We start from the raw sequence: 17,955 nt of genomic DNA, 5'->3' as shown, positions 1-17,955 counted from the left end.
CCGCGATGCGGCAGGGCGTAAACACAGGCAAGCCGGGGCTTACTTGTTGTCCTTGACTTCCTCGAACTCGGCGTCGACGACATCGTCGGCAGAGCCCTTGGTATCGCCAGCATCCGCCGCACCGGCGCCGGCAGCGCCTGGCTGCGGCTGTTCGGCGTACATCTTCTGCGCCAGCGGAGTGGTGGCTTCGGACAGCGCGTTCATCTTCGCTTCGATGGCCGCCTTGTCGTCGCCCTTCACGGCAACTTCCAGCTCACCCAGCGCCGTTTCGATGGCCGCTTTCTCTTCGGCAGTGGCCTTGTCGCCGGCTTCGGTGAGCATCTTGCGAGTCGCATGCACCAGTTGGTCGCCCTGGTTGCGTGCACCAGCCAGCTCTTCGAACTTGCGGTCTTCCTCGGCGTTGGCCTCGGCGTCACGCACCATGCGCTCGATCTCTTCATCGGACAGACCGGAGTTGGCCTTGATCACGATGGACTGCTGCTTGCCGGTGGCCTTGTCCTTCGCGCCGACGTGCAGAATGCCGTTGGCGTCGATGTCGAAGGTTACCTCGATCTGCGGCACACCACGCGGAGCCGGCGGAATCTCGGCCAGGTCGAACTTGCCCAGGGACTTGTTCTGCGCGGCCTGCTTGCGCTCACCCTGCAGCACGTGGATGGTCACCGCGCTCTGGTTGTCGTCGGCAGTCGAGAACACCTGCGACTTCTTGGTCGGGATGGTGGTGTTCTTCTCGATCAGCGGCGTCATCACGCCACCCATGGTTTCGATACCCAGGGTCAGCGGGGACACGTCGAGCAGCAGTACGTCCTTGACGTCACCGGCCAGTACCGCACCCTGAATGGCAGCGCCCATGGCCACGGCTTCGTCCGGGTTGACGTCCTTGCGTGCGTCCTTGCCGAAGAAGTCGGAAACGGCTTTCTGCACCAGCGGCATACGGGTCTGACCGCCGACCAGGATCACGTCGTCGATCTTGCTGACGTCGATACCGGCGTCCTTCAGCGCGATGCGGCAAGGTTCGATGGTACGGCTGACCAGATCCTCGACCAGCGACTCCAGCTTGGCGCGGGAAATCTTCACGTTCAGGTGCTTCGGACCGGTGGCATCTGCAGTGATATACGGCAGGTTGACGTCGGTCGACTGCGAGGACGACAGCTCGATCTTGGCTTTTTCGGCAGCTTCCTTCAGGCGCTGCAGAGCCAGCGGATCGTTCTTCAGGTCCATGCCCGACTCTTTCTTGAACTCGTCGACGAGGTAGTCGATCAGGCGCATGTCGAAGTCTTCACCACCCAGGAAGGTGTCGCCGTTGGTGGCCAGTACTTCGAACTGGTGCTCACCGTCGACTTCGGCGATTTCGATCACCGACACGTCGAAGGTACCGCCGCCCAGGTCATAGACGATGACGGTGTGGTCACCCTTGGCCTTGTCCATACCGTAGGCAAGGGCGGCAGCGGTCGGCTCGTTGATGATGCGCTTGACGTCCAGACCGGCGATGCGGCCGGCGTCCTTGGTGGCCTGACGCTGGCTGTCGTTGAAGTAGGCCGGAACGGTGATCACCGCTTCGGTGACCGGCTCGCCCAGGTAGTCCTCGGCGGTCTTCTTCATCTTCTTCAGTACTTCGGCGCTGATCTGCGGCGGCGCCATGTCCTTGCCGCTGGCCTGCACCCAGGCGTCACCGTTGCTGGCCTTGACGATCTTGTAAGGCACCAGCTTGATGTCTTTCTGCACCACGTCTTCTTCGAAGCGACGACCGATCAGACGCTTAACCGCGAACAGGGTGTTGTGCGGGTTGGTGACCGCCTGACGCTTGGCCGACTGACCGACCAGGATCTCGCCGTCGTTGGCATAGGCGACGATGGACGGCGTGGTACGTGCGCCTTCGGCGTTCTCGATGACCTTGACGTTACCGTTTTCAAGAATGGAGACGCAGGAGTTGGTGGTCCCCAGGTCGATACCGATGATTTTGCCCATTTCACTCTCCCGAAACTTTGATATATCCGCAGCGTTGTCGTGACCGCTGCGGTAGCACTAATACGCTTGACTTACTAAATGGGGCTGAGCCCGCCGATTTCAAGCCTGCTCGTCGATCGACGGCGGCGTTTCGGCCGGCGCCTTGCTGACCACGACCATGGCCGGGCGCAGCAGGCGACCGTTGAGCAGGTAGCCCTTCTGGAACACCTTGAGCACGCTATTGGGCTCCACGTTGGTGCTCTCCTGCATGGCCATCGCCTGGTGATGCTCCGGGTTGAACGGCGCACCATGGGGATCGATGGCTTCCAGCTGGTGACGCTTGAGGGTGTCGAGCAGCAGCTTGAGCGTCAGCTCCATGCCCTCGCGTACCGCCTTGATCGAATCGTCATCGGCACTCGACAGCTCGAGCCCACGCTCCAGACTGTCGACCACCGGCAGCAGGTCATTGGCAAATTTCTCGAGGGCGAACTTGTGCGCCTTCTCGACATCCTGCTCGGCGCGACGGCGCACGTTCTGCAGATCGGCAGCCATGCGCAGCGACTGATCCTGCGCAGCCGCCAGTTGCTCTTCCAGCGCTTGCACGCGAGCAGCCAGGTCTTCGCTTGGCGCCGCGTCGTTCGCTTGCGCTTCGGAAGTCTGCGGATCCAGGTTCTGTTCGTCAGCCATGCATTTCTCCTCTAAATGATTCGACGAGCCTCAACTCGCGCGTCTGCCGGCTATATAAGGACGATTTGTAGGGTTTCAAGGGCTGACCTCACTTTCCGATACCCACTCGCGAGCGTATTGCCACCTCGAGGCAAACCACTGTATAAATAACCAGACTAACCCTGAGAGGCCTCGCCATGCTGGTGCACCTGTCCGTTCATAATTACGCCATCGTCGAACACCTGGATCTGGAACTGGATCGAGGCATGAGCGTCATCAGCGGCGAAACGGGCGCCGGTAAATCGATCATGCTCGACGCCCTCGGTCTGACCCTGGGTGATCGCGCCGACAGCGGCGTGGTGCGCCCCGGCGCCGACAAGGCCGACATCCTCGCCAGCTTCGATCTGGGCGACATTCCCGAAGCCCACGCCTGGCTCGCCGAGCGCGACCTGAACAACGATGGCCCGTGCATCCTGCGCCGGGTGATCACCGCCGAAGGCCGCTCGCGCGGCTACATCAATGGCACGCCCTGCCCACTGGGCGACTTGAAGGCGCTGGGCGAACTGCTGATCGACATCCATAGCCAGCACGAACACCAGTCGCTGCTCAAGACCGATACCCATCGCCGCCTGCTCGACGAATACGCCGGCGTTCAGGAGCTGGCCCGTCAGGTGCAGCTGGCTGCGCAACGCTGGAAGCAGACCCGCAGCGAGCTCGAGCGCGTGACCTCCCAGGGCGACGAGCAGCGCGCGCGGCACCAATTGCTCAGCTATCAGCTCGAAGAACTGGAGAACCTCGGCCTGGGCGACAACGAACTGGAGCAGCTGGAACAGGACCACAAGGCCCTGACCAACGCCGAAAGCCTGCTCAGCGCCTGCCGCCAGGTCATCGACCAATGCAGTGAGAGCGACGCCGGCAACGTGCTGTCGGTACTCACCGCCAGCCTCAATCGCCTGAGCGGCCTGCAGGGCCAACCGGGGGCACTGAACGAAGCCACCAACCTGCTGGCCAGCGCGCAGATCCAGGTTGAAGAAGCGGTGGGCGAACTCAACCGTTTTCTCGACCACTTCGACGCCGACCCCGAGCGCCAGCAGCAACTCGAAGAACGCCTGGACACCATCTACACCCTGGCGCGCAAGCACCGCATTCACCCCAGCGAACTGCCTGCGATGCAGCAGCAGCTGTTCGATGAACTGGAAGGCCTGAATGCCGATGACCAGGCTGCCGAGCGCCTGGGCGAAGAGCTCGCCGCCTACGGCCGCCACTATCAGGAAAAGGCCGCCGAGCTCAGCGCCAAGCGGCAGAAGGCTGCCAGTAAACTGGGCAAGGCCGTGGAAAAGGAAATGCAGACCCTGGGCATGCCGGGTGGGCGCTTCAGCATCCAGCTGCAACCCATCGAAGGCAGCGAGCCGAATGCCAACGGCCTGGAGCAGGTCGAGTTTCTGGTCAGCGCCAACCCCGGGCAACCGATCAAGGCACTGGCCAAGGTCGCCTCGGGCGGCGAATTGTCGCGCATCAGCCTGGCCATTCAGGTCATCACCGCACAGACCTCACGCGTCCCGACCCTGGTGTTCGACGAAGTGGATGTGGGCATCGGTGGCCCCACCGCCGAGGTGGTGGGGCAATTGCTGCGCCGCCTGGGCGAGCGCGGCCAGGTGCTGACCGTGACCCACCTGCCCCAGGTCGCCGCGCAAGGCCACCAGCACCTGTTCGTGCACAAGGTACGGGGCAGCAACGCCACCCGTACCGCGGTCAGCAAGCTGGACGAGACCCAGCGCATCGAGGAGGTCGCGCGCATGCTGGGCGGCATCGACCTCACCGATGAATCCCTGGCCCACGCCCGCAAACTGGTCAGCAACGCGCAGGGCTGATCACCGCGGACACCTGGGGCGAATCATTTTCCCCAGGCATGAAAAAGGCGACCTGAGTCGCCTTTGTTCGTCAACCGACGCACTTACTTGGCGGTACGGCGCACATAGAGCACCAGATTGTGATCCACCAGCTCGAAACCGTGCTCGCGGACGATTTCCTTCTGGCGCTTCTCGATCTCGGCATCGAAGAATTCGATTACATCACCGGTATCCACGCACACCATATGGTCGTGATGACCGCCGTCGGCCAGTTCGAACACGGCGTGGCCGCCATCGAAGTTGTGGCGCACCACCAGGCCAGCCGCCTCGAACTGGGTCAGAACGCGGTAAACGGTTGCCAGACCGACATCCTCGCCCGCATCCATCAGCGACTTGTAGACATCCTCTGCACTCATGTGACGCTGCTCGGCAGAGTCGAGCATCTGCAGGATTTTGACCCGTGGCAGGGTTACTTTCAGGCCAGCTTTGCGCAGTTCGCTATTTTCAACCATGGTCTGCTTTCTCGCGGAAGCGCTTCGCAGCTTCCCTTATTGCGGGTATGATCGGGGTTTACGTTGCCCAGCCAAGATAGTGGAAGACGCCCACCGATGCAAAAAACCAGACTCCTGCTGACCAGCCTCACCTTCATGGGGCTCATCGCACTCGCCGGCTGCTCATTCCCCGGGGTTTATAAAATCGACATCCAACAGGGCAATGTCGTCACGCAGGATATGATAGACCAGTTGCGCCCTGGAATGACCCGGCGCCAAGTACGGTTTATCATGGGCAACCCGCTGATAACGGACACTTTCCACGCCAATCGCTGGGACTACCTGTACAGCATGCAGGCCGGTGGCAGCCAGCGCCAGCAAGAGCGCGTGACGCTCAATTTCGATGGCAATGATCAACTGGTAGGCCTGTCCGGCGACTTCATGCCCGGCACCAGCCGTGACGACCAGATCCTCGGCCGCGACGGTTCTCCGGAGCAGGCACCAAACCAGCAGCAGGATGAGCCGGCTGCACCGGGCTCGCTGCTCGAGCAGATCCAGCGCGACGTCGACAACGTCGAAACCGTACCGGTACCGACCCCGGAACCCCTGGAAACCTCGCCTCAGTAAGCACCCAACGAAAAGCCCCGGCAATGCCGGGGCTTTTTCATTGCAGCCTGTAAAAACGCAAACTAACGCCGGTCGACGCTCCCCTGCTGCTTCGCCCGTTCCGCCGCCTGGACCGCGCGGCGCTTGCGCACCTCCTTGGGGTCGGCCAGCAATGGCCGGTAGATCTCCACGCGATCACCCTCTTCGAGCGGTTGCGTATCGGGCGACGCCACCACCTTGCCGAACAGACCAAGTGGCGCCTCGGCCAGATTCAGCTCCGGGAAATGCGCCTGCAGCCCGGACTGCAGGGCCGCCTGGCGTACCGTGCTGTTCGCAGGCAATTGCAGGGTGATCAGCATCTGCCGGTCAGGTGCGGCGAAGACCACCTCCACCGACAGCCGATCACTGACCATGGAGTTCCTTGGCCCGCTGGCAGAAGGCATCGACCATGGTATTGGCGGCCTGATTGAACAGCGGGCCGAGAGTCGCACGCATGATGGGGCCGGCGTAATCGAAGGTCAGATCGAGGCTGATCTTGCAGGCCTTGTCGCCCAGCGCCTTGAACGTCCACTGGCCGTGCAGGTGCTCGAACGGGCCGTCTTCCAGATTCAGCTCGATCGACTGCCCCGGCACCAGCACATTGCGCGTGGTGAACCGCTGGCTCAGCCCGGCCTTGGCCACTTCGAGGCTGGCGACCATATGCGTATCGCTGGCCTCGATGACCGCGCTCGAGGCACACCAGGGCAGGAACTCGGGATAGCGCTCGACATCGTTGACCAGGTCATAGAGAGCCTGGGCCGGATACGGGAGCAAGGCCGAGCGCTGGATGTGAGTACTCATAACGATTGAATTTCCACGGTTGGCGACATCGCAGCAGCGCGATATCGCGGGCTTATGCCTCTTACGACAGACATCAACCCGGAGCGAGTATCCCGATATTGTCGGGGATTCGCCCCGAGGGCTCAAGCGCACCGCTGCCGCAGCGCTTTTAGCAGGCATGCATGGCGCGCAGTCACCGGACTCCCTATAATGCGCCGCCTATGGCTAAACAAAAGAAACATCCGCAAGGCAGCATCGCCCAGAACAAGAAGGCGATGCACGACTATTTCGTGGAGTCCCGCTTCGAGGCCGGCCTGGCGCTGGCCGGCTGGGAAGTGAAGAGCCTGCGTGCCGGCAAGGCCCAGCTGGTCGACAGCTACGTCCTGCTCAAGGACGATGAAGCTTGGCTGATGGGCTGCCACATCACGCCGCTGAAGACCGCCAGCACCCACGTCATCGCCGACCCGACGCGCACGCGCAAGCTGCTGCTCAATCGTCGCGAGCTGGAAAAGCTGTTCGGCGCCGTACAGCAGAAGGGCCACACCTGCGTGGCGCTGTCGCTGTACTGGAAACAGCATCTGGTGAAGTGCGAGATAGCCCTGGCCAAGGGCAAGAAGGATTTCGACAAGCGCCATACCGAGAAAGAGCGCGACGCCGATCGCGAAGTGCAGCGCGCCATGCGCAGCAAGGGCAAGGACGAGTAATAGCTGCGGTTCGATGGCGAACCGCAGTACGTCCTACCTACTCCCATCTCGCCGCTCCGGGCGCCCCCGACCGACTACAGCCCCTGGCGCCTTTGCGCGCGCTGCTCGCGGGCTTCCTGCCGAACCACGTCCGCCAGCACTTCCTGCACATAATCGATGTGCTGGTTGGACAGCGCTCGCGCTTCCTCGGCGCGCCCCTGCATGATCGCCTCGTACAAGGCGCGATGCTGGGCGTTGAGCATGCCACGGGTCTCGCCGCGCAAGGCATACATGCCACCGATATTGGTGACCACATTGCGCTTGAGCAGATCGAACAGGCCGCGAATGGTGTGCAACAGCACGGCGTTGTGACTGGCCTCGGCGATGGCCAGGTGGAAACTGGCATCCGCCGCCCCCTCCTCCGCCCGCGTCACCTCGCCGGCACGGCCGTAGCAATCCTGCAGCCGTTCGAAAGCCTCGCTCAGGCGCTGGCGATCCACATCGGTGGCGCGCAGCGCCGCGTAATAGGCGCAGGATCCTTCCAGGGTATGCCGGAACTCGAGCAGGTCGCGCTGGGCGTCGGCATTGCTTTCCAGCAGGTGCATCAGCGGATCACTGAAGGTCGAGCCCAGGTTCTCGCACACATAGGTGCCGCCGCCCTGGCGGCTGCTCAGCAGGCCCTTGGCCGCCAGCTTCTGAATGGCCTCACGCAGCGACGGACGCGACACGCCGAACTGCTCGGCAAGCACCCGCTCGGCCGGCAGGCGCTCGCCAGCCTTGAGCGTGCCCTCGAGAATCATGGCCTCGAGGCGCGCGACGATATCGTCTGACAACCGCCTCTGCCGCAGCGGACCAAAGTTCATTGCTTCACCACTCTACACACCCCGAAAACGGCGCCGGATCGCCTGGCTACCGAAATCCGTGCAGCCTACCCAGTGGCACCTGACGCCACAAGCGCAGCCCTCTTCAGCGCGCATTCCGACCAAAGTCGCAACGGTGCAAATTGACGCACCCGGCCAAAAGAATTTATTCTGGCGCTCGCCACTTGTAAATTGGTCTGACCAATAAAAACAGCCCGTTCGTGAACTGCCCTGTATGCGGTGAATCATCAAGCAGCTCTGCGACCAGGCCATACCAACAACAATCAGCGAGCCTTCCCATGCAAACATGGCAACAGCTGTACACCCCGCTCGGCAGCCTTGGCCTGTCCGCGCTGGCGGCCGTAATCCCCATCGTCTTTTTCTTTCTCGCCCTGGCCGTATTCCGCCTCAAGGGCCACGTAGCGGGCGGTATCACCCTGGCGCTGTCGATCATCATCGCCATCGCCGCCTTCGGCATGCCGGTGGACATGGCCCTGGCCGCCGCCGGCTACGGCTTCGCCTATGGCCTCTGGCCAATCGCCTGGATCATCGTGGCGGCGGTGTTTCTGTACAAACTGACCGTCAAGAGCGGCCAGTTCGAGGTCATCCGCAGCTCGGTGCTGTCGATCACCGATGACCAGCGCCTGCAGGTGCTGCTGATCGGCTTCTCGTTCGGCGCCTTCCTGGAAGGCGCGGCAGGCTTCGGCGCGCCAGTGGCGATCACCGCCGCCCTGCTCGTCGGCCTGGGTTTCAATCCGCTGTACGCCGCCGGCCTGTGCCTGATCGCCAACACCGCCCCGGTGGCCTTCGGCGCCCTGGGCATCCCGATCATCGTCGCTGGTCAGGTCACCGGCATCGACGCCTTCAAGATCGGCGCCATGACCGGCCGTCAGCTGCCCATCCTGTCGATCATCGTGCCGTTCTGGCTGGTGGCGATGATGGACGGCTGGAAAGGCATCCGGGAAACCTGGCCAGCGGCGCTGGTGGCCGGGGTGAGCTTCGCCATCACCCAGTACTACACCTCCAACTACATCGGCCCGGAGCTGCCGGACATCACCTCGGCGCTGGTCAGCCTGGTGTGCCTGACCCTGTTCCTCAAGGTGTGGCAGCCCAAACGCGCCGCCGCCAGCCAGATCGCCGGCACCGCCGGTGGCGCGGCCGTGGCCGGCGGTTTCGGTGGCGTGCGCAGTACCACGCCGTCGCCCTACAGCTTCGCGCAGATCCTCAAGGCCTGGTCGCCCTTCCTGATTCTCACTGCCATGGTCACCCTGTGGACGCTGAAACCCTTCAAGGCGCTGTTCGCCCCGGGCGGCGCCCTGGATCACCTGGTGTTCATGCTGCCGATCCCGCATCTGGATCAGCTGGTGGTCAAGGTGGCCCCCATCGTCGCCAACCCGACGCCGATCGCTGCGGTGTTCAAGCTCGATCCGATCTCGGCGACCGGCACGGCGATCTTTTTCTCGGCCGTGCTGTCGATGCTGGTGCTGAAGATCAATTTCAGAAATGGTCTGACCACTTTAAAGGAAACCTTCTACGAGCTGCGCTGGCCCATCCTGTCCATCGGCATGGTGCTGGCGTTCGCCTTCGTCACCAACTACTCGGGCATGTCGACCACCCTGGCCCTGGTACTGGCCGGCACCGGCGCCGCCTTCCCGTTCTTCTCGCCATTCCTGGGTTGGCTGGGGGTATTCCTGACCGGCTCGGACACCTCGTCCAATGCACTGTTCGGCTCGTTGCAAGCCACCACGGCGCACCAGATCGGCGTCAACGACACCCTGCTGGTGGCGGCCAACACCAGCGGCGGCGTGACCGGCAAGATGATCTCGCCGCAATCGATCGCCGTGGCCTGCGCAGCGACCGGCATGGTCGGCAAGGAGTCCGACCTGTTCCGCTTCACCCTCAAGCACAGCCTGATCTTCGCCACCTTCGTGGGCCTGATCACCCTGGCGCAGGCCTACTGGCTGACCGGCATGCTGGTGCATTAATTATGCGAGCAGCTGCGCGTCGGCCTGCCGGCTCGCAAGTTAGCCAGAGACATTGAACGCTGCATATCAGCTGCGAACCCAGCGCCCTGACCCAGGGCGTGCTACACACCCAAAGCCCGCGACAGTGTCCGGGCTTTGTCGCTGCCGCCGTGAAGCGTCAGCCCAGACAGGGAATAGAGCCCATGATCATTTCTGCCTCCACCGATTACCGCGCCGCCGCCCAGCGCCGCTTGCCGCCGTTTCTGTTCCACTACATCGATGGCGGCGCCTATGCCGAGTACACCCTCAAGCGCAACGTCGAGGACCTGGCAGGCATCGCCCTGCGCCAGCGGGTGCTGAAGAACATGTCCGAGCTGAGCCTGGAAACCACCCTGTTCGGCGAGACCCTGTCGATGCCGGTGGCCCTGGCGCCGGTCGGCCTGACCGGCATGTACGCGCGCCGCGGTGAAGTGCAGGCGGCCAAGGCGGCGGCGGACAAGGGCATCCCCTTCACGCTGTCGACCGTGTCGGTCTGTCCTATCGAGGAAGTGGCACCCGCCATCAGCCGGCCGATGTGGTTCCAGCTCTATGTACTGAAAGACCGCGGCTTCATGAGGAACGCCCTGGAGCGAGCCAAGGCCGCGGGCGTGACCACCCTGGTATTCACCGTGGACATGCCAACCCCCGGCGCCCGCTACCGCGACGCCCACTCCGGCATGAGCGGGCCGAACGCCGCCATGCGCCGCATACTGCAGGCCTTTACCCATCCGGCCTGGGCCTGGGACGTGGGCCTGATGGGCAAGCCCCATGACCTGGGCAACATCTCCACCTATCGCGGCAACCCGACCGGGCTGGCCGACTATATCGGCTGGCTTGGCGCCAATTTCGACCCGTCGATTTCCTGGCGGGACCTGGAATGGATCCGCGAATACTGGGACGGGCCGATGGTCATCAAGGGCATCCTCGATCCCGAGGACGCACGCGATGCGGTCGCCTTCGGTGCCGACGGCATCGTGGTCTCCAACCACGGCGGCCGCCAGCTCGACGGCGTGCTGTCCAGCGCCCGCGCCCTGCCGGCCATCGCCGACGCGGTGAAAGGCGACCTGAAGATCCTCGCCGACTCCGGCGTCCGCAGCGGCCTCGACGTGGTGCGCATGATCGCCCTGGGCGCCGATACGGTGATGCTCGGCCGCGCCTTCGTCTACGCCCTGGCCGCCGCGGGTGGCGCCGGGGTAAGCAACCTGCTGAGCCTGATCGACAAGGAGATGCGCGTGGCCATGGTGCTGACCGGTGCCAAGTCGATCGCCGAGATCGGCGCCGATTCACTGGTTCGGGAGCCCTGAGATGATCAGCCGCGAGACCCTGCTAAAACAACTGCGCGACGCCGTCGGCCATGACCATGTGCTCACCGACGGGCAACGCACCCGGCGCTTTCGCAAGGGCCACCGCACCGGCGAAGGCGAGGTGTTGGCCGTGGTACGCCCCGGCACCTTGCTGGAGCAGTGGCGCGTGCTGGAAGCCGCTGTGGCCGCCGACCGCATCGTCATCATGCAGGCGGCCAACACCGGCCTGACTGGCGGCTCGACACCGGATGGCAACGGCTACGACCGCGAGATCGTACTGATCAACACCCTGCGCATCACCGATGTGCAGCTGATCAACGAAGGCGAGCAGGTGGTCTGTCTGCCCGGCGCCACCCTCGATCGCCTGGAGCAGGCCCTGGCGCCCCTGGGCCGCGAGCCCCATTCGGTGATTGGCTCGTCGTGCATCGGCGCCTCTGTACTGGGCGGCGTGTGCAACAACTCGGGCGGTTCGCTGGTGCGCCGCGGGCCGGCCTACACCGAACTGGCGCTCTATGCACAGGTAAGGGAAGACGGCTCTCTGGAGCTGGTCAACCACCTGGGTATCGACCTGGGCAACAGCCCCGAGGAGATCCTCACCCGTCTGCAGCGTGGCGACTACAGCCCGCACCAGGTCAGCAACGAGGCGGCCGGCAGGGCCTCGGACCAGCGCTACGGCGAGCATGTGCGCGACGTCGATGCCGACACCCCGGCACGTTTCAATGCCGACCCGTCACGGCTGTTCGAAGCCTCCGGCTCGGCCGGCAAGCTGTGCCTGTTCGCCGTGCGCCTGGATACCTTCCCCAAGGAGCCGAGCACGGTCTTCTATATCGGCACCAATGCCGCGGACGACCTGACCGAGGTACGCCGCCACCTGCTCAACCGGCTGCCGAGCCTGCCGATTGCCGGCGAGTACATCCATCGCACCGCGTTCGACATCGGTGAGAAGTACGGCAAGGATACCTTTCTGCTGATCGACCGCTTCGGCACCGCCAGGGTGCCGGCCGCCTTCGCCCTGAAAAGCCGGGTCGACGGCTTCTTCGAGCGTTTCGGCCTGCGCGGCGTCAGCGACCGCCTCATCCAGCTGGCGATGAACCTCTTGCCCAGCCACCTGCCGCCGCGCATGCGTGACTACCGTGAACGCTTCGAGCATCACCTGATGATCCGCGTGGCCAACGACAGCCTGGAAGAAACCCGGCGCTTTCTGAACGATTATTTTGCCGCCGATAGCACGGGCGCCTTTTTCGAGTGCGATGCCGAGGAAGGTCGCAAGGCCTTCCTGCACCGCTTCGCCATCGCCGGCGCGGCAATTCGCTACCGCGAGGCGCACCCCGGCAGCGTCGAGGACATTCTCGCCCTGGATATCGCCCTGCGCCGCAACGACCGCGACTGGGTGGAAAGCCTGCCGGCGGAAATGGAAGAGCAGATCATCCACAAGCTCTACTACGGGCACTTCTTCTGCCACGTGTTCCACCAGGACTACATCATCAAGAAGGGCGTCGACCCGATCGCCATGGAACACGCCATGTGGAGGCTGCTCGACGAGCGTCGCGCCGAATACCCGGCCGAGCACAACGTGGGCCATCTGTATGTCGCCAAACCGGCGCTGGCGGGCTTCTACCGCAAGCTGGACCCGACCAACAGCTTCAACCCGGGCATCGGCCAGACGTCGAAGAACAAGCATTGGCAAGAGTGCTGCGGCGGGCACTGAGCTATCGGCCGTGTTACCGCGACCGCAGCGCAATTATTCCGCGCACAAGAAGAAAGGGGAGACCTCTCGGCCTCCCCTTTCGTAAATGTCCTGTGCTGGCAATTCTGTCGCCGCTTTCCTCGCCCGCCTGGTTGGGCAGTGCGAACCCGGGTGCCGCGACGACCCGGTAGGGTCGGCGGCGCCAGCTCTCCTGATTGGGCGAGCCGGGTGGACCTGTCGTCCGGGCCGTGAAACTGAGGTAAAGATTACGCCCACGGCCGCGACAAAAGATTGCTAAGATTGCTAAACAGCACCTCAATTACGCAATTATTTATTAACAAAGTAAAATTCACAGCAATCAAACAACGAAACCAATCAATCATGAACAAACTTGATCGCTATGACCTGAACATTCTCGCCGAACTGCAGCGCGATGCGACGCTGTCCAATCAGGAACTGGCCGAGCGTATCGGCCTGTCGCCCTCGCCCTGTTCGCGCCGCGTCAAGCAACTGGAGGACGACGGCTATATCACCGGCCAGGTCGCGCTGCTCGATCGCCGCCAGCTGGGGCTGACCCTGACCGCCTACGTGCTGATCGGCATGGACCGGCACACCCCCGAGCGCTTCGAGCATTTTCAGGCAGAGATCCGCAAATGCCCGGAAGTACTGGAGTGCTGCCTGGTCACCGGGATGGACGCCGACTACCAGCTCAAGGTGGTGGTGCCCGACATGGATCATTACCAGAAGCTGCTGCTCGGCACCCTGACCCGTATCGATGGCGTGTCCAGCGTGCGCTCCAGCTTCGTGCTGCAGCAGATTCTTTCCAGCACCCAACTTCCCCTGCAGCACCTGCGTGGCTGAGACCATACGACCATTGGCCCGCTACGCATACGGGCCAGCAAACAGGTAATATCCACACCTTTGTTGTGCCTTGCCGCCTGCACCCAGGCGGCACCTTATGGATCGCCGCCGAGAGCAGGATGGAACCCGAGTTTTTCGAAGCGCTGATGATGACCCTGCTGGTCGGCGGGCTGGTGCTGTTCATGGCCTTTATCGGACGAAAAATTCCTGCGCCGGCCGATTCGGCACCTTCATCCTGTTCTTCGCCCTGGGTCTCGGGGTGCTCGGCTTTCTTATCAAGGGCCTGGTCATCGCCGGCCTGGGAGGCGTCTGAACCAAAAAAACAATCGCGGCGCCCGCCGCATTGCCTTGTCTGCTACCCCCATGGAGAAACACATGAACGCCACTGACCGCGTCATGCAGAGTTACGGACGCTGCTGTGCCAGCCCGGCCTTTTTCAACGATTTCTACCGGTATTTCCTTGACAGTTCGCCGGCCGTGCGCGAGAAGTTCGCCAACACCGACATGGCTGCGCAGAAATTGCTGCTGCGTCAGGGCATTCTCAATCTGGTGATGCACGCCCGCGGCATGCCGGACACCAAGCTGCGTGCCCTGGGCTGCACCCATGCGCGCACCGCCATGGACATCCGCCCGGAGCTTTACGACCTGTGGCTGGAGGCGCTGCTCAAGACCATCATGGAGCACGACAAGCACGCCGATGCGGCCGCTTTGCAAGGCTGGCGCGAAGTGCTGATCAAGGGCATCAGCGTGATCAAGGCGGGCTACGAGGCCTGAGACGCAGGCCAGCCGATCTGCTTACCTGAGACTGGGTGGCAGGTCGCGCCATTCGCCCGGCAGCAAGCCATCCAGCGACCAGGGGCCGATACGCACCCGCACCAGGCGCAGGGTCGGCAAGCCGACCGCTGCCGTCATGCGCCGCACCTGACGGTTGCGACCTTCGCGGATCACCAGTTCCAGCCAACTGGTGGGCACAGTCTTGCGAAAGCGTACCGGCGGGTTGCGTGGCCACAGCTCGGGTTCGTCCAGCAGCCGCGCCTCGGCGGGCAGCGTCGGCCCATCGTTTAGCTGCACGCCGTCGCGCAACTGCTCCAGCTGCTCGACACTGGGCTCGCCTTCCACCTGCACCCAGTAGGTTTTGGCCAGTTTGTGCCTGGGATCGGCGATTTTCGCCTGCAGGCCACCGTCGTTGGTCAGCAGCAGCAAGCCTTCGCTGTCACGGTCGAGCCGCCCGGCCGGATAGACGCCGGGTACGGCGACGAAATCCTTGAGCGTGGCGCGGCCCTGGTCGTCGTTGAACTGGGTCAGCACGTCGAACGGCTTGTTCAGCATGATCAGCCGTGGCTCGGCAGGCAGGGCCTTGGCCACACGAAGGGGGCGCGGGGCGGGGCGTTTAGGTCGGGACATGCAGCGAAGGTTCTGGCGGAACGGGTGCGCAGTTTACCGCAAAGCCGCCACTATCCGGGGCGTCGGGCCGTGGGATCGCCCGGGCCGCCGGCCCGGTGGCTCAGCGACCGCTGCGGTCGATCACCGGCGCGTGCAGCGCCATAAGCTCGACGATCCATTCGATGAACACCCGCAGCTTGGTACTGACGTGGCGGTTGGGCGGGTAGGCGATATACATGGGCATCGGCTCGAACTGCCAATCCGTGAACACGGCGACCAGCTCGCCGCGCTGCACGTGCTCATCGGCCATGTAGGTGGGCAGCCAGAGCACACCCAGCCCAGCCAGCCCGGCGGCCAGGTAGGCATTGCCGTCGTCCACCGCCAGCACGTAACGGCCTTCGACCTCCAGGCGTTCGGGGCCGCGCTGCATACGGTAGGAAAACAGCTTGCCGGCTCGCGCGCGCTTGAAGCCGACGATGCGGTGGTGGCTGTCGACCAGCTCCTGCGGGTGCAGCGGCGTACCGCAGCGCTGCAGGTAAGCTGGCGCGGCATAGACCCCGGAACGCAGATCGCCGACGCGGCGGGCCATCAACGACTGATCGGTGATCTCCCCGCCGCGGATCACGCAATCGACGTTCTCGCCCAGCAGGTCGACGAGGCGGTCACTGGCGCCCAGGTCGAGCTGGATATCCGGGTAGCGGGCATGAAAGGCCGCCAGCGAGGGCACCAGGATCATCCCCGCGAACGGGCTGGGCACATCGACGCGCAAACGCCCGCGCGGCTGGCTGCTGGCGTCCGACAGGCTGGTCTCGGCGTCGTCCATGTCGGCGAGCAGGCGCACCACGCGCTCGTAATAGGCGGCCCCGTCGGCGGTCACCGCCACCTTGCGGGTGGTGCGATTCAGCAGGCGCACGCGCAAGCGCGCCTCGAGCTGCTGCACCAGCTGGGTCACGCTGGTCTTGCTCATGTGCAGGGTGTCGGCGGCCTTGGTGAAGCTGCCCGTCTCCACCACCCGGGCAAAGGCGCGCATCGCATCGAATCGATCCATCAGCTCCACCGATGATTGTTTGGAATTTGCAAACAGTGTTGATCGAAGTGAGCGGTTTATCCAGCACCCCTGCGTTTCTAAAGTGAACTCATCACTTGAAAGGGCCCAGAGGCCCAGAGGAGACGACATGACAACTCGCGACGTGGTTTTCCCCGCCGGCCGCCAGGCCCTTTACGAGCGCAATCGCTATTCACCGGCGGTGCGCTCCAACGGCCTGCTGTTCGTATCCGGCCAGGTGGGCAGCCGGCCGGACGGCTCCCCCGAGCCGGAACTCAAGGCCCAGGTTCGCCTGGCCTTCGAGAACCTCAATGCGGTGCTCGCGGCCGCCGACTGCAGCTTCGACGACGTGGTCGACGTGACGGTATTTATCGTCAACCCCGAAGAGCGCTTCGAGACCATCTGGGAAGTGGTGCCCGAGTATTGGGGCCAGGCGCCTTTTCCGAACATCACCTGCGTGGGCGTGACCTGGCTGTACGGTTTCCAGTTCGAGATCAAGGTGATCGCCAAGCTGCCCACCGCCTGAGTGCCGATGCAACAGTCCGGCCAGGGGCGCACGCTCAGGCGCTTGCCGCGGAGCGGTGTGATACACTGCGCGGCGGCCAAAAGCTGCCCACCCGCCACCGCAGCCCCTACCGGAGCCGAGATTTTCGATGTCCGATACTGCCCCCCAGAAGCCCGTTGCCAGCGGCGACAAATTCCGTACCGCGCAGGGTATTACCGCCATCAAGGACGGCCAGAAGCGCCGCGCCTCGACCGAAGCCAAGGTGTACGAACCCAAGCCGAGCTGGTTGCGGGTCAAGGCACCGGGCGGCAGCCGTTTCGAAGCGGTCAAGCGTAACGTCGGTGAGCACCGCCTGAGCACCGTCTGCCAGGAATCGCACTGCCCGAACATGGGCGAGTGCTGGTCCAACGGCACGGCCACCATCATGCTGATGGGCTCGGTGTGCACCCGTGCCTGCCGCTTCTGTGCGGTGGACACCGGCAACCCGAACGGCTGGCTGGACCAGGAAGAGCCGCAGAACACCGCCAAGTCGGTGGAGCTGATGGCCCTGCGTTACATCGTGTTGACCTCGGTGGACCGCGATGACCTGCCCGACGGTGGCGCCGCGCACTACGCCGCCTGCGTTCAGGCGATCAAGGCCAACACCCCGCAGGTGGTGGTCGAAGCCCTGACGCCGGACTTCGACGGCGACCTGGCATGCATCGAGCGCGTGGTGGACTCCGGCCTCGAGGTGTTCGCCCAGAACGTCGAGACGGTCAACCGCCTGACCCGCGAAGTACGCGACCCGCGCGCCGGCTACCGCAAGACCCTCGACGTGCTGGCCCATGCCAAGCACCATCGCCCCGACGTGCTCACCAAGACCAGCCTGATGCTCGGCCTGGGCGAGACCGACGACGAAGTGTTCGAGGCCATGCAGGACATGCGCGCCGTGGGCGTGGATATCCTTACCCTAGGCCAGTATCTGCAGCCGACCCGCAACCACCTGCCGGTCAAGCGCTGGGTAAGCCCGGACGAATTCAATCGCTTCCGCGACATCGGCCTGCAGATGGGCTTCATGGAAGTGGCGGCCGGCCCGCTGGTGCGCTCCAGCTATCGCGCCGACAAGGTGTTCGAGAAGAACAACCTGGGCCTCGCCGCACCGGTGCCGGTGCCGGGCCAGCAGCTCGACAGCAGCCTGATCCCCACGCTCAACGTCAACTGAGTACGCTCTGGTTGAGCCTTCGGCCAACCGGACAAACGAAAAAGGGA

General features: G+C 63.8%; 18 protein-coding genes and 1 pseudogene. 11 read left to right on the top strand and 8 right to left on the bottom strand.

Translation table 11 applies throughout. The features are described from left to right. Positions 1-39 precede the first annotated feature (39 nt). Positions 40-1,965 (bottom strand): molecular chaperone DnaK, encoded by a 1,926-nt coding sequence (gene dnaK / locus SA190iCDA_RS07005; RefSeq protein WP_070884266.1) that lies wholly within the window; start codon positions 1,963-1,965, stop codon positions 40-42. 99 nt (positions 1,966-2,064) lie between these two features. Beyond that, entirely contained in the window at positions 2,065-2,631 is a 567-nt protein-coding gene (grpE, locus tag SA190iCDA_RS07000; RefSeq protein WP_070884267.1) for a nucleotide exchange factor GrpE, read from the bottom strand. 176 nt (positions 2,632-2,807) lie between these two features. On the opposite strand from grpE, the gene recN reads away from it, so the two are divergent. Continuing rightward, the gene (recN, locus tag SA190iCDA_RS06995; RefSeq protein ID WP_070884268.1) at positions 2,808-4,481 is read left to right on the top strand and encodes a DNA repair protein RecN; all 1,674 of its coding nucleotides are present in this window, start codon (positions 2,808-2,810) and stop codon (positions 4,479-4,481) included. A gap of 83 nt (positions 4,482-4,564) precedes the next feature. On the opposite strand, the gene fur is transcribed toward recN, so the two are convergent. After that, on the bottom strand, positions 4,565-4,972 hold the full coding sequence (gene fur / locus SA190iCDA_RS06990; RefSeq protein WP_013792689.1) for a ferric iron uptake transcriptional regulator: 408 nt from the start codon (positions 4,970-4,972) through the stop codon (positions 4,565-4,567). A gap of 96 nt (positions 4,973-5,068) precedes the next feature. Here fur and SA190iCDA_RS06985 point away from each other — a divergent pair, with 96 nt between their 5' ends. Beyond that, the gene (locus SA190iCDA_RS06985) at positions 5,069-5,578 is read left to right on the top strand and encodes an outer membrane protein assembly factor BamE (RefSeq protein ID WP_070884269.1); all 510 of its coding nucleotides are present in this window, start codon (positions 5,069-5,071) and stop codon (positions 5,576-5,578) included. A gap of 62 nt (positions 5,579-5,640) precedes the next feature. On the opposite strand, the gene SA190iCDA_RS06980 is transcribed toward SA190iCDA_RS06985, so the two are convergent. Together SA190iCDA_RS06980 and SA190iCDA_RS06975 are read right to left on the bottom strand one after the other, a co-directional pair. After that, on the bottom strand, positions 5,641-5,970 hold the full coding sequence (locus tag SA190iCDA_RS06980) for an RnfH family protein (RefSeq protein ID WP_070884270.1): 330 nt from the start codon (positions 5,968-5,970) through the stop codon (positions 5,641-5,643). Then, the gene (locus SA190iCDA_RS06975; protein ID WP_070884271.1) at positions 5,960-6,397 is read right to left on the bottom strand and encodes a type II toxin-antitoxin system RatA family toxin; all 438 of its coding nucleotides are present in this window, start codon (positions 6,395-6,397) and stop codon (positions 5,960-5,962) included. Before SA190iCDA_RS06975 ends, SA190iCDA_RS06980 begins: the two co-directional genes overlap by 11 nt. Positions 6,398-6,597: 200 nt before the next feature. Here SA190iCDA_RS06975 and smpB point away from each other — a divergent pair, with 200 nt between their 5' ends. Beyond that, on the top strand, positions 6,598-7,080 hold the full coding sequence (gene smpB / locus SA190iCDA_RS06970; protein ID WP_013792693.1) for an SsrA-binding protein SmpB: 483 nt from the start codon (positions 6,598-6,600) through the stop codon (positions 7,078-7,080). A 74-nt stretch (positions 7,081-7,154) separates the two neighbouring features. Here the strand turns inward: smpB and SA190iCDA_RS06965 are convergent, their stop codons facing one another. After that, positions 7,155-7,922 (bottom strand): GntR family transcriptional regulator, encoded by a 768-nt coding sequence (locus SA190iCDA_RS06965; RefSeq protein WP_070884272.1) that lies wholly within the window; start codon positions 7,920-7,922, stop codon positions 7,155-7,157. A gap of 296 nt (positions 7,923-8,218) precedes the next feature. Between SA190iCDA_RS06965 and SA190iCDA_RS06960 the strand changes: the two genes are divergently transcribed. The 6 genes and pseudogenes from SA190iCDA_RS06960 to SA190iCDA_RS06935 all read left to right on the top strand — a co-directional run bounded on the left by SA190iCDA_RS06960 (position 8,219) and on the right by SA190iCDA_RS06935 (position 14,548). Then, positions 8,219-9,904 carry a lactate permease LctP family transporter gene (locus SA190iCDA_RS06960; RefSeq protein WP_070884273.1) on the top strand — a complete coding sequence of 562 codons (1,686 nt, stop codon included), beginning with the start codon at positions 8,219-8,221 and terminating at the stop codon, positions 9,902-9,904. Positions 9,905-10,086: 182 nt separating this feature from the next. Next, complete coding sequence (gene lldD / locus SA190iCDA_RS06955; protein ID WP_070884274.1) at positions 10,087-11,226, top strand: FMN-dependent L-lactate dehydrogenase LldD; 1,140 nt, start codon at positions 10,087-10,089, stop codon at positions 11,224-11,226. A gap of 1 nt (position 11,227) precedes the next feature. Then, positions 11,228-12,934 (top strand): D-lactate dehydrogenase, encoded by a 1,707-nt coding sequence (dld, locus tag SA190iCDA_RS06950; protein WP_070884275.1) that lies wholly within the window; start codon positions 11,228-11,230, stop codon positions 12,932-12,934. Between the two features lie 360 nt (positions 12,935-13,294). Further along, entirely contained in the window at positions 13,295-13,774 is a 480-nt protein-coding gene (locus SA190iCDA_RS06945; RefSeq protein ID WP_070884276.1) for an Lrp/AsnC family transcriptional regulator, read from the top strand. A gap of 119 nt (positions 13,775-13,893) precedes the next feature. Beyond that, positions 13,894-14,087: pseudogene (locus SA190iCDA_RS06940) on the top strand (DUF2788 domain-containing protein). Between the two features lie 62 nt (positions 14,088-14,149). Next, positions 14,150-14,548 carry a globin gene (locus SA190iCDA_RS06935; RefSeq protein ID WP_070884277.1) on the top strand — a complete coding sequence of 133 codons (399 nt, stop codon included), beginning with the start codon at positions 14,150-14,152 and terminating at the stop codon, positions 14,546-14,548. Between the two features lie 21 nt (positions 14,549-14,569). Here the strand turns inward: SA190iCDA_RS06935 and SA190iCDA_RS06930 are convergent, their stop codons facing one another. Both SA190iCDA_RS06930 and SA190iCDA_RS06925 read right to left on the bottom strand, forming a co-directional pair. Next, positions 14,570-15,139 (bottom strand): pseudouridine synthase, encoded by a 570-nt coding sequence (locus tag SA190iCDA_RS06930; protein ID WP_070884278.1) that lies wholly within the window; start codon positions 15,137-15,139, stop codon positions 14,570-14,572. A gap of 139 nt (positions 15,140-15,278) precedes the next feature. Continuing rightward, on the bottom strand, positions 15,279-16,205 hold the full coding sequence (locus tag SA190iCDA_RS06925) for a LysR family transcriptional regulator (protein WP_070884279.1): 927 nt from the start codon (positions 16,203-16,205) through the stop codon (positions 15,279-15,281). A gap of 127 nt (positions 16,206-16,332) precedes the next feature. Between SA190iCDA_RS06925 and SA190iCDA_RS06920 the strand changes: the two genes are divergently transcribed. Next, positions 16,333-16,728: a RidA family protein gene (locus tag SA190iCDA_RS06920; RefSeq protein ID WP_070884280.1), complete on the top strand. Its 396-nt coding sequence runs from the start codon at positions 16,333-16,335 to the stop codon at positions 16,726-16,728. Between the two features lie 127 nt (positions 16,729-16,855). Beyond that, the gene (lipA, locus tag SA190iCDA_RS06915; protein ID WP_070884281.1) at positions 16,856-17,908 is read left to right on the top strand and encodes a lipoyl synthase; all 1,053 of its coding nucleotides are present in this window, start codon (positions 16,856-16,858) and stop codon (positions 17,906-17,908) included. Positions 17,909-17,955: the final 47 nt, after the last annotated feature.

Source organism: Pseudomonas argentinensis, from assembly GCF_001839655.2.
Taxonomy (GTDB): domain Bacteria; phylum Pseudomonadota; class Gammaproteobacteria; order Pseudomonadales; family Pseudomonadaceae; genus Aquipseudomonas; species Aquipseudomonas argentinensis_B.
The sequence above is the reverse complement of the archived record's forward strand: the minus strand, read 5'-3'. Positions and strand labels throughout refer to the sequence as shown.